This is a genomic window from Kitasatospora sp. NPDC001527 (assembly GCF_040298605.1).
Lineage (GTDB): Bacteria > Actinomycetota > Actinomycetes > Streptomycetales > Streptomycetaceae > Kitasatospora.
In genome coordinates this window covers 1-11,637 of record NZ_JBEPAM010000066.1, presented here as the reverse complement: position 1 = coordinate 11,637, position 11,637 = coordinate 1, and the positions used below count along the sequence as shown (strand labels likewise).

Below are 11,637 nucleotides of genomic sequence, written 5' to 3'. Positions count from 1 at the left end.
GGAGGAGGCGCGCGCCGCCCCCGCCGCCTTGCGCAGGGGGCCGATCCTACTGGGGACCCGCCCCGGCGGACCCGCCCGCCCTCCACGGGGCCGGACACGAACCGAGCGGGTAGGGTAACGCCGCGCCAACTCGTGGCCCCGCCGGGCCGGTTCCGCCCGGCCGGCGCCCGCGCGACAGCCAGACCGACCAGCCGCGGGTACCGCGGCACCGTCACCAAGGGGGAGCGCCCAGTGCGTCGAGCGAACGAGGTGCGGGCATGACGACGCCCGCCACCACCGGCTTCTGCCGGGTCACCGTCGTCGCCCCGGACAGCCGGATCGACGTCGCCCTGCCCGAGGACGTCCCGCTCGCGGACGTCTACCCCGAGGTGCTGCGGCTCTCCGGCCAGACCCAGCCCGACGGCGTCCCCACCGGGTTCCACCTGGTCCGCCGCGACGGCACGGTGCTCGACGGCAGCCGCTCGCTGGGCGCCCAGCAGGTGCGCGACGGCGACCTGCTCAGCCTGCGCCCGTTCGCCGAGTCGCTGCCGCCCGCCGTCTACGACGACGTCGCCGACGCGATCGCCACCGCAGGCGAGAGCGACCGCCGGTTCTGGAGCCCCGAGCTGATGCGCGCCTTCGGCCTCATCGGCACCGGCGTGCTGCTCACCCTGCTCGGCTTCGCCCTCTGGTTCGCCGACCTGCGCCACGACATGCACGGCCTGCCCGGGGTGCTCTCCGGCGTCGTCGCCGTGGTGCTCACCGCCTTCGCCGGCGTCCGCGCCCGGGTCTACCGGGACGCCTGGGCCGCGCTCGCCCTCGGGCTCGGCGCCCTGCCGCACGCCCTGATCGCCGGCAGCGGCGTCCTCGCGCCCACCGGCGGCCCGCTGGCCGGCCCCGGCCGGCTGCAGTTCCTCACCGGCTGCGTCGCCGTCCTGGTGGTCGCCGTCCTGCTGGTCGGCCTGCTGCCCGAGCGGGACTCGCTGTTCGTCGCCGCCGCCTTCCTGGCCGCGGCCGGCGCGCTCGCCACCTTCGCGGCCGTGCTGCTGCCCGACACCCCGGTCGACCACATCGCCGCCGTCGCCGGCGTCGCCGCCGTCGCCGCGATCGGCTTCCTGCCGGGCCTGTCCGCCCGCTTCGCCCGGCTGCCCGTCGGCTACAGCGCCCCCGGCCAGACCCGTGCCCGCGGCCGCGACCACGACGAGGAGGCCGCCCGCGCCGAACTCGTCCAGTACGAGCGGATCGCCCACCAGGCGCGCCGCGGCCACGAGGTACTGGTCGGCCTGGTCGGCGGCTGCGCCGCGGTGATCGTCGGCGCCTGCGCGGTGCTCGGCTTCACCGACGAGACCTTCCCCCAGTTGCTCGCGCTCCTCCTCGGCCTCGCCACCATGCTCCGCGCCCGCCTGTTCCGCTACAGCGCCCAGGTCTTCAGCCTCACCATCGCCGGACTGCTCGGCCTGTCGCTGCTGATCGTCGGCCTCTCCCTGCACACCCCGCAGTTCGTGCTGCGGGCCGGCATCGGCTCCACCGGCGCCGACCTGCGCACCGTCTGGCTGGCCGCCTCGATCGCCTTCGGCGCCGCGGTGCTCACCGCGATCGCCCTGGTGGTGCCCCGGCTCGGCGTCTCCCCGTTCTGGGGGCGCATCCTGGACCTGGTCGACAGCCTCACCCTGATGTCGCTGGTCCCGCTGGTGCTCGCCGTTCTCGACGTCTACCGGCTGGTGCGCGGCGCCACCGGCTGACCGGCGGACGGGCGTACCGGGGCCGCCGGCCGGCCGTGTCGGCGGCACTGGTACGCTTGGCCTTCGAGCGCAGCCGTGTGTCCGCCCCCGGGTGGGGCGAGGACCGGCGGCCGCGCCCGTCACGACACCGAGTTCTCCCAGAGTCCTGTGCCGTAGACCAGGACCGCTCGGTATCACCTCGAAGGAGTTGCAGTGGCTCTCGCCTCTGACGTCAAGAAGCAGATCATCGCCGAGTTCGGCCAGAAGGAGGGCGACACCGGCTCCCCCGAGGTCCAGGTGGCCATGCTCTCCCGCCGCATCTCGGACCTGACCGAGCACCTCAAGTCGCACAAGCACGACCACCACTCGCGCCGCGGCCTGCTGATCCTGGTCGGCCAGCGCCGCCGTCTGCTGCAGTACCTGGCCAAGAAGGACATCGAGCGCTTCCGTACGCTCGTCGACCGCCTGGGCATCCGCCGCGGTGCCGCCGGCGGCGCCCGCTGAGAACGCCGCTCGGGGCGGCTCCCCACACCGGGGAGCCGCCCCTCGCGCGTATGCCGCGGCCGTGTGACCGGGGCGCCCACCGGGGCGTCCGAACGTAACAACCGGGCATAACAACTCGCGCGCACCTCCCCAGGTGGCCGAGGATTGCACCGTAGGGTTGTGGGCATGCCGGGTGATGGCGCCGCAAGCGCGCCACTCAGGCAGCAGAACCCGACCCCCCGCGGGACGAAGGCTTCAAACGGAAGCCGCCCGCATCCGAGAGAGCGTCCAGACGCGGACCGCCCGTCCGGACCCGGTCGGCCGAGAGGCGCCGGTCCTCGGTAGTGGCCGCCGGAGGCCCCGCCCACCGAAGCGGGGTGCACCGGAGGCTTCGATCGAAGACCGGCCCGACCGTCCAGGGTCAACACGCAGGCGATGCGCGGGGACGCTCTCCCGGAGACGTACGAAAGAGGAGATCTTCCAGGTGGAAGAGAACGTGTTCTACGCCGAAGCCGTGATCGACAACGGTTCCTTCGGCACCCGTACCATCCGCTTCGAGACCGGCCGTCTGGCCCGTCAGGCGGCCGGCTCCGCCGTCGCCTACCTGGACGACGACACCATGGTGCTGTCGGCCACCAGCGCGTCCAAGCAGCCGAAGGAGCACTTCGACTTCTTCCCGCTGACCGTGGACGTCGAGGAGCGGATGTACGCCGCCGGCCGCATCCCCGGCTCGTTCTTCCGTCGCGAGGGCCGGCCCTCCGAGGACGCGATCCTCACCTGCCGCCTGATCGACCGCCCGCTGCGCCCGTCCTTCGTCAAGGGCCTGCGCAACGAGGTCCAGGTCGTCGTCACCGTGATGGCGCTCAACCCGGACCACCTGTACGACGTGGTGGCCATCAACGCCGCCTCCGCCTCCACCCAGCTGGCCGGCCTGCCGTTCTCCGGCCCGATCGGCGGCGTGCGCGTCGCCCTGATCCAGGGCCAGTGGGTCGCCTTCCCGACCCACAGCGAGCTGGAGTCGGCCGTCTTCGACATGGTCGTGGCCGGCCGCGTCCTGCCGGACGGCGACGTCGCGATCATGATGGTCGAGGCCGAGGCCACCGACAAGACCATCAAGCTGGTCGAGGGCGGCGCCGAGGCGCCGACCGAGGAGATCGTCGCCGCCGGTCTCGACGCCGCCAAGCCGTTCATCAAGGTGCTGTGCGCCGCCCAGGCCCAGCTGGCCGCCCAGGCCGCCAAGCCGACCGGCGAGTTCCCGGTCTTCCTGGACTACCAGGACGACGTGCTGGCCGCGCTGACCTCCGCCGTCAAGGACGAGCTGGCCCAGGCCCTCACCATCGCGGGCAAGCAGGAGCGCAACAACGAGCTGGACCGCGTCAAGGCGCTGGCCGCCGAGAAGCTGCTGCCCGAGTTCGAGGGCCGCGAGAAGGAGATCAGCGCCGCCTACAACGCGCTGACCAAGAAGATCGTCCGCGAGCGCGTCATCAAGGACAAGGTCCGCATCGACGGCCGCGGCGTCACCGACATCCGCACCCTGGCCGCCGAGGTCGAGGCCATCCCGCGGGTGCACGGCTCGGCCCTGTTCGAGCGCGGCGAGACCCAGATCCTGGGTGTCACCACGCTGAACATGCTCCGCATGGAGCAGCAGCTGGACACGCTCTCCCCGGAGACCCGCCGCCGCTACATGCACAACTACAACTTCCCGCCGTACTCGGTCGGCGAGACCGGCCGCGTCGGTTCGCCGAAGCGCCGCGAGATCGGCCACGGCGCGCTGGCCGAGCGGGCCATCCTGCCGGTCCTGCCGACCCGCGAGGAGTTCCCGTACGCCATCCGTCAGGTCTCCGAGGCGCTCGGCTCCAACGGCTCCACCTCGATGGGCTCGGTCTGCGCCTCCACCATGTCGCTGCTGAACGCCGGTGTGCCGCTGAAGGCCGCCGTCGCCGGCATCGCCATGGGCCTGATCTCCCAGGAGATCGACGGTGAGACCCACTACGTGACCCTCACCGACATCCTCGGCGCCGAGGACGCGTACGGCGACATGGACTTCAAGGTCGCCGGTACCCGCAACTTCATCACCGCCCTGCAGCTGGACACCAAGCTCAACGGCATCCCGGCGTCGGTGCTCGCCGCCGCCCTGAAGCAGGCCCGCGACGCCCGCCTGCACATCCTCGACGTGATGAACGAGGCCATCGACTCCCCGGACGAGATGTCCCCGAACGCGCCGCGCATCATCACCATCAAGATCCCGGTGGACAAGATCGGTGAGGTCATCGGCCCCAAGGGCAAGATGATCAACCAGATCCAGGAGGACACCGGCGCCGAGATCACGATCGAGGACGACGGCACCATCTACATCGGTGCCGCCGACGGCCCGGCCGCCGAGGCCGCCCGCACCACGATCAACCAGATCGCCAACCCGACCATGCCGGAGGTCGGCGAGCGCTACCTGGGCACCGTGGTCAAGACCACGACCTTCGGTGCCTTCGTCTCGCTCATGCCGGGCAAGGACGGTCTGCTGCACATCTCGCAGATCCGCAAGCTGGCCGGCGGCAAGCGCGTGGAGAACGTCGAGGACGTCCTCGGCGTCGGCGCCAAGGTGCAGGTCGAGATCGCCGAGATCGACCCGCGCGGCAAGCTCTCGCTGATCCCGGTCATCGAGGGCGAGGAGAACGGCGAGGCCGCTTCCGAGTGAAGCGCCGCTAGCTGACCCCAGCGGCCCGCACGCCCCCAACGGCGTGCGGGCCGCACCCTGTTGTTCCCCACGCCCTCTCTCGACGGACCGCTTTCTACGGAGGTACCCCCGTGGCCCAGGCCTCGGCGGCGAAGCAGCGCCCCGGCACGACCCGGACCCTGCTCAAGGGCGCGGACGGCGCCGGAACCGTGCGCCGCACCGTCCTGCCCGGCGGCCTGCGCGTCGTCACCGAGACCCTGCCGACGGTGCGCTCCGCGACCTTCGGCATCTGGGTCGGCGTCGGCTCGCGGGACGAGACCCCGCAGCTCAACGGCGCGACCCACTACCTGGAGCACCTGCTCTTCAAGGGCACCGAGCGGCGCAGCGCGCTGGACATCTCGGCCGCCCTGGACGCGGTCGGCGGCGAGATGAACGCCTTCACCGCGAAGGAGAACACCTGCTACTACGCGCGGGTGCTCGACACCGACCTGCCGCTGGCCATCGACGTGGTCTGCGACATGCTCACCGGCTCGCTGATCCGCCCCGAGGACGTCGAGGCCGAGCGCGGCGTCATCTTGGAGGAGATGGCGATGGCCGAGGACGACCCGGGTGACGTCGTCCACGACCTCTTCGCCAAGGTGATCTTCGGCAGCGGCCCGCTCGGCCGCCCGATCCTCGGCACCCAGGAGACGATCCGCTCGCTCACCCGCGACCAGATCGCGAACTTCTTCCACCGCCGGTACAAGCCCGAGCACCTGGTCGTCGCCGCGGCCGGCAACCTGGACCACCGCAAGGTCGTCCGGCAGGTCGAGCAGGCCTTCGCGCCGCTGCTCGCCAAGTCCGACGCCGCCCCCGCCGAGGCCCGGCGCGGCGTCAAGGCGCTGCGCACCGCGGGCAGGGTCGAGGTGCTCAACCGGTCCACCGAGCAGGCGCACCTGGTGCTGGGCGTGCCCGGCGTGCCCCGGCACGACGAGCGCCGCTGGGCGATGGGCGTGCTCAACGCGGCCCTCGGCGGCGGCATGAGCTCCCGGCTGTTCCAGGAGGTCCGGGAGAAGCGCGGCCTGGCGTACTCGGTGTACTCCTACTCCTCCTCGTACGCGGACAGCGGCCTGTTCGGCATCTACGCCGGCTGCCAGCCCAAGCGGGTCGAGGAGGTGCTGCGGATCTGCCGCGACGAGCTCGCCAAGGTGGTCGCCGAGGGCATCACCGAGGAGGAGCTGCAGCGCGCGATCGGCCAGATCTCCGGTTCCACCGTGCTCGGCATGGAGGACACCGGCTCGCTGATGAACCGCATCGGCAAGGCCGAGCTGAGCTACGGCCACCACCTGTCGGTCGACGACATGCTGGAGCGGATAGCGGCGGTGACCCTGGACGACGTCCACGAGGTCGCCCGTGATGTGCTGGGTGCGTACCGGCCGTCGCTGGCGCTGATCGGCCCGATCAACGACAAGCGGGCCGCGAAGCTCGCCGACCTGCTGGCCTGAAGGGACTTCACACCATGACGCTGCGTGTCGCCGTGATCGGCGCCCGGGGCCGGATCGGCTCCGAGGCCGTCAAGGCCGTCGAGGCCGCCCCGGACCTGGAACTGGTCGCCGCCCTCGGCCGGGAGTCGAAGCTCTCCGAGCTGACCGACGCCGGGGTGCAGGCCGTCGTCGAGCTGACCCACCCCGACTCGGTGATGGGCAACCTCGACTTCTGCCTCCACCACGGCATCCACGTGGTCACCGGCACCACCGGCTGGACCGACGAGCGGCTCGCCACCGTCCGCGGCTGGCTCGACGCGGCGCCGGAGCTCGGCCTGCTGATCGCGCCGAACTTCTCCATCGGCGCCGTGCTCGGCATGAAGTTCGCCCAGACCGCCGCCAGGTACTTCGAGTCGGTCGAGGTCGTCGAGCTGCACCACGACGGCAAGGCGGACGCCCCCAGCGGCACCGCCACCCGCACCGCGCAGCTGATCGCCGCCGCCCGCGCGGAGGCCGGCCGCCCGCCGCAGCAGGACCCGACCACCCACGCCCTGCCCGGCGCCCGCGGCGCCGACGTCGACGGGGTGCCGGTGCACGCGGTGCGGCTGCGCGGCCTGCTCGCCCACCAGCAGGTCATGTTCGGCGACACCGGCGAGACCCTCACCATCCGGCACGACTCGCTGCACCACAGCAGCTTCATGCCGGGCATCCTGCTCGGCGTGCGCAAGGTCGTCGAGACGCCCGGGCTCACCCTGGGCCTCGAGCACTTCCTGGACCTGTGAGCCCGGCATGACCTCCCGCACCGGCTTCTTCGTGCTCTCCGGCGTCCTGGCCCTGGTCGCGCTGATCTGCGTCGGCGAGGGCGTCCAGCTCGTCGCCACCGGCAAGCCGCTCGGCGTCGGCCTGGGCCTGTGCGCCTTCGTCGTCCCGGTCATCGGCCTCTGGTTCCTGCGCCAGACGGTCCGCTTCGGCCGGGACAGCGAGCGGCTCGCCCGTGAGCTGGAGGCTGAGGGCGGTCTGCCGGTCGACGAGCTGAAGCGCACCGGCGGCGGGCGGATCGACCGCGCCTCGGCCGACGCGGTGTTCGCCCGCCGCAAGGCCGAGGCCGAGGCCGCCCCCGGCGACTGGCGGGTCTTCTTCCGCCTGGCGGTCGCGTACGCCGACGCCGGCGACGTGCCGCGCGCCCGCAAGACCATGCAGCACGCGATCCGGCTGCACCGCACCACCGGCGCCGGCGCCACCGCCCCGGGTGGCACCGGCTCCACCGAACCCGCAAGGAGTAACGCGTGAGCGACGACACGACGGCCCCCCAGTTCCGCGGCGACGTCACCGTGGAACTGGTCCGCAGCGCCGCCGCCGACTCGGACGTCATCTGGGCGGCCCGGGTCTCGACGGCGGGGGAGCAGTCCCTGGAGGCGCTCCAGCAGGACCCGGAGAAGTCCAAGGGCCTGATCAACTTCCTGATGCGGGACCGGCACGGCACGCCGTTCGAGCACAACTCGATGACCTTCTTCATCAGCGCGCCGATCTTCGTCTTCCGCGAGTTCCACCGCCACCGCAGCGGCTGGTCCTACAACGAGGAGTCCGGCCGCTACCGCGAGCTGCAGCCGGTCTTCTACGTGCCGGACGCGGAGCGCAAGCTGGTCCAGCAGGGGCGTCCGGGCCGCTACGAGTTCGTCGAGGGCACCGCCGGGCAGCACGCGACGGTCACCGCCTCGATGGAGGCCGCCTACCGCGAGGCGTACGGGCGCTACCAGGAGATGCTGGAGGCCGGCGTCGCCCGCGAGGTCGCCCGCGCGGTGCTGCCGGTCGGGCTCTACTCGTCGATGTACGCGACCTGCAACGCCCGCTCGCTGATGCACTTCCTGTCGCTGCGCACCAAGCGGGAGAACTCGGCGGTGCCGTCGTTCCCGCAGCGCGAGATCGAGATGGTCGCCGAGCGGATGGAGGAGCAGTGGGCCAAGCTCATGCCGCTCACCCGTGCGGCCTTCGAGACGCACGGCCGGGTCGCCCCCTGACCTGCGGCGACGGGCATCCGGGGAGGGTGTCTGGCATGTCTGGATTGCGGCATTTCTGACCGCTCCCTACGCTCGTGAACACGGATTCCGGTGCTGCTTGAACCCCCGAGCACGCAGCACCGGAATCCCATGTCACCGCCGCTGGAACCGCTTCCGCCGGGGCGGTGCGCGACCGGTCCCCGGGTGCCCCGGAGCCGGCTCGCCGCCGGTTCGCGTCCGTGGCCGTCCGATCCGTGGACCGGCCTGGGTGCCGCCCCACCGCCTACGAGTAGTTTTGGACGCATGGCTCCGACCTCCACCCCCCAGACGCCCTTCGGGCGGGTTCTGACCGCGATGGTGACACCGTTCACCGCCGACGGCGGCCTCGACCTCGACGGCGCCCAGCGCCTCGCCGCGCACCTCGTCGACTCCGGCAACGACGGCCTGGTCGTCAACGGCACCACCGGTGAGTCCCCGACCACCAGCGACGCCGAGAAGGCCCAGCTCGTCCGCGCCGTGGTGGAGGCGGTCGGCGACCGGGCCCACGTGGTGGCCGGGGTCGGCACCAACGACACGCACCACAGCGTCGAGCTGGCCCGCGCGGCCGAGGCGGCCGGCGCGCACGGCCTGCTGGTGGTCACGCCGTACTACAGCAAGCCGCCGCAGGAGGGCCTGTACCGGCACACCGTGCGGATCGCGGACGCCACCGGGCTGCCGGTCATGCTCTACGACATCCCCGGCCGCAGCGGCGTCGCGCTGAGCCACGAGACGCTGGTCCGGCTCGGCGAGCACCCGCGGATCGTCGCTAACAAGGACGCGAAGGGCGACCTCGGCGCCGCCGCGTGGGCGATCGCCCGCTCCGACCTCGCCTGGTACTCCGGCGACGACATCCTCAACCTGCCGCTGCTGTCGGTCGGAGCCGTCGGTGTCGTCAGCGTGGTCGGCCATGTGGTCGCCGGCGAGCTGCGGACCATGGTCGAGGCCTTCCTGGCCGGCGATGTGGCCAAGGCCACGGCCGTCCACCAGCGCCTGCTGCCGGTCTTCACCGGTATCTTCCGCACCCAGGGCGTGATCCTCACCAAGGCCGCGCTGGACCTCCAGGGCCTGCCCGCCGGCCCGCTGCGGCTGCCCCTGGTGGGTGCGACTCCCGAGGAGATCGCGCAACTGAAGAGGGATCTCGCCGACGGCGGGGTAGACCTGTAACAGACACAGACGTGCGCGCCCCGGCTCGCCGGACCCTCACGGGCCCGTCGCTGGACCGGACCGAAGGCGCGAGAGCACAGACCTGGTAGGAAACGACACTGAGAACGCACGCCATATGTCTCGCGGGGGAGGACCCCGGACATATGGCGTGCGTCGTGAGGAGAGTCTTTTGAGCCACCCGCATCCCGAACTCGGCGCACCGCCGGCGCTCAAGGCAGGCGCCCTGCGCATCACCCCGCTCGGCGGTCTCGGCGAGATCGGCCGCAACATGACGGTCTTCGAGTACGGGGACCGCATTCTGATCGTCGACTGCGGCGTCCTCTTCCCCGAGGACGAGCAGCCCGGCGTCGACCTGATCCTCCCGGACTTCAGCTACATCCGGGACCGCCTCGACAAGGTCGACGGCATCGTCCTCACGCACGGCCACGAGGACCACATCGGCGCCGTCCCGTACCTGCTCCGGGAGAACCCGGACATCCCGCTGATCGGGTCGAAGCTCACCCTCGCGCTGATCGAGGCCAAGCTCGCCGAGCACCGCATCCGCCCGTACGTGCTGGAGGTCGCCGAGGGCGACCGCGAGCGGATCGGCCCCTTCGACTGCCAGTTCATCGCGGTCAACCACTCCATCCCGGACGCGCTGGCCGTCGCCGTGCGCACGCCCGCCGGCATGGTCGTCGCCACCGGTGACTTCAAGATGGACCAGCTGCCGCTCGACGGCCGCCTGACCGACCTGCCGACCTTCGCCAAGCTGGCGGAGGAGGGCATGGACCTGCTGCTGGTGGACTCCACCAATGCCGAGGTCCCCGGTTTCATCCCGCACGAGCGGGACATCTCCGCCGCGCTGCGAAACGTTTTCGCGAACGCGGAGAAGCGCATCATCGTCGCCTCCTTCGCCAGCCACGTGCACCGCATCCAGCAGGTGCTGGACGCCGCGCACGAGTACAAGCGCAAGGTCGCCTTCGTCGGCCGCTCGATGGTCCGCAACATGGGCATCGCCCGCGACCTGGGCTACCTGAAGGTCCCGGGCAACATGGTCGTCGACGTCAAGCAGCTGGACGACCTGCCGGACAAGGAGGTCGTGCTGATCTGTACCGGCTCGCAGGGCGAGCCGATGGCCGCGCTGTCCCGGATGGCCAACCGCGACCACCAGATCCGCATCGTCGAGGGCGACACCGTCGTCCTGGCGTCCTCGCTCATCCCGGGCAACGAGAACGCCGTGTACCGGGTCATCAACGGCCTGACCCGCTGGGGCGCCAAGGTCGTGCACAAGGGCAACGCCAAGGTGCACGTCTCCGGCCACGCCTCGGCCGGCGAGCTGCTGTACTTCTTCAACATCTGCAAGCCGCGCAACCTCATGCCGGTGCACGGTGAGTGGCGCCACCTGCGGGCGGCGGCCGACCTGGGCATCGCCACCGGCGTCCCGCGCAACCGCGTGGTCATCGCCGAGGACGGCGTCTGCGTCGACCTGGAGGGCGGCGTCGCCCGCATCGTCGGCAAGGTGCAGGCCGGCTACGTCTACGTCGACGGCTCCTCGGTCGGTGACATCACCGAGGCCTCGCTCAAGGACCGCAGGATCCTCGGCGAGGAGGGCTTCATCTCCTGCTTCGTGGTGGTCGACTCCACCAACGGCAAGATCGTGGGCGGCCCGAGCATCCAGGCCCGCGGCTCCGGCATCGACGACGCCGCGTTCGTCCCGGTCGCGGCCAGGCTCCAGGAGGCGCTCGACCGTTCGGCGAGCGACGGCGTCCTGGAGATCCGCCAGGTCCAGCAGCTCGTCCGCCGGACCCTCGGCAAGTGGGTGGCCGACAACTACCGCCGCCGCCCGATGATCCTTCCGGTCGTCGTCGAGGTGTGAGCCGGCCCGGCTTGATTTGACGTGGGGCAGCCCGGTGCGTAATGTTCTCCGGGTTGCCCCACGGGACGGCCCCCAGTCGAAGTGCTCGAACTGAATTCGAGAACGGAGCGGGAAAACGGCCCGAGAAACTCTGATAGAGTTCGGGAGCGCCGAAAGGCCGAAGCAAATCGGATGAATGAAACTCCGGAAAACGGAGCGGAAAACGTCTGATAAGCTGGAAACACGAAAGAACGAAGCGCCCGGAGGGCCGGTGTGAAAGCCGCCT

At 71.5% G+C, this 11,637-nt stretch carries 9 protein-coding genes; all 9 read left to right on the top strand.

The genetic code is table 11. The features are described 5' to 3' along the window. Positions 1-257: 257 nt before the first annotated feature. Positions 258-1,721 (top strand): type VII secretion integral membrane protein EccD, encoded by a 1,464-nt coding sequence (gene eccD / locus ABT238_RS35270; protein WP_350571261.1) that lies wholly within the window; start codon positions 258-260, stop codon positions 1,719-1,721. Positions 1,722-1,913: 192 nt separating this feature from the next. Continuing rightward, entirely contained in the window at positions 1,914-2,204 is a 291-nt protein-coding gene (rpsO, locus tag ABT238_RS35265) for a 30S ribosomal protein S15 (protein WP_209416808.1), read from the top strand. A 463-nt stretch (positions 2,205-2,667) separates the two neighbouring features. Then, positions 2,668-4,875, top strand: coding sequence for a polyribonucleotide nucleotidyltransferase (locus ABT238_RS35260; protein ID WP_350571263.1), 2,208 nt, complete (start codon positions 2,668-2,670; stop codon positions 4,873-4,875). A 110-nt stretch (positions 4,876-4,985) separates the two neighbouring features. Continuing rightward, the gene (locus tag ABT238_RS35255) at positions 4,986-6,338 is read left to right on the top strand and encodes a M16 family metallopeptidase (protein ID WP_350804747.1); all 1,353 of its coding nucleotides are present in this window, start codon (positions 4,986-4,988) and stop codon (positions 6,336-6,338) included. 14 nt (positions 6,339-6,352) lie between these two features. Beyond that, positions 6,353-7,099 carry a 4-hydroxy-tetrahydrodipicolinate reductase gene (dapB, locus tag ABT238_RS35250; RefSeq protein ID WP_350571266.1) on the top strand — a complete coding sequence of 249 codons (747 nt, stop codon included), beginning with the start codon at positions 6,353-6,355 and terminating at the stop codon, positions 7,097-7,099. Between the two features lie 7 nt (positions 7,100-7,106). After that, entirely contained in the window at positions 7,107-7,607 is a 501-nt protein-coding gene (locus ABT238_RS35245; RefSeq protein WP_350571268.1) for a hypothetical protein, read from the top strand. After that, the gene (gene thyX, locus ABT238_RS35240) at positions 7,604-8,335 is read left to right on the top strand and encodes an FAD-dependent thymidylate synthase (protein ID WP_350571270.1); all 732 of its coding nucleotides are present in this window, start codon (positions 7,604-7,606) and stop codon (positions 8,333-8,335) included. Before ABT238_RS35245 ends, thyX begins: the two co-directional genes overlap by 4 nt. A 282-nt stretch (positions 8,336-8,617) precedes the next feature. Next, positions 8,618-9,517, top strand: a complete 900-nt coding sequence (dapA, locus tag ABT238_RS35235; RefSeq protein ID WP_350571272.1) for a 4-hydroxy-tetrahydrodipicolinate synthase — start codon at positions 8,618-8,620, stop codon at positions 9,515-9,517. A 169-nt stretch (positions 9,518-9,686) separates the two neighbouring features. Then, complete coding sequence (locus tag ABT238_RS35230; protein WP_350571274.1) at positions 9,687-11,372, top strand: ribonuclease J; 1,686 nt, start codon at positions 9,687-9,689, stop codon at positions 11,370-11,372. Positions 11,373-11,637: the final 265 nt, after the last annotated feature.

Excerpts from the sequence above, each read along its gene's own strand:
- dapB (WP_350571266.1), top strand. The coding sequence starts at position 6,353 with ATGACGCTGCGTGTCGCCGTGATCGGCGCCCGGGGCCGGATCGGCTCC.
- eccD (WP_350571261.1), top strand. The coding sequence starts at position 258 with ATGACGACGCCCGCCACCACCGGCTTCTGCCGGGTCACCGTCGTCGCC.
- dapA (WP_350571272.1), top strand. The coding sequence starts at position 8,618 with ATGGCTCCGACCTCCACCCCCCAGACGCCCTTCGGGCGGGTTCTGACC.
- ABT238_RS35245 (WP_350571268.1), top strand. The coding sequence starts at position 7,107 with ATGACCTCCCGCACCGGCTTCTTCGTGCTCTCCGGCGTCCTGGCCCTG.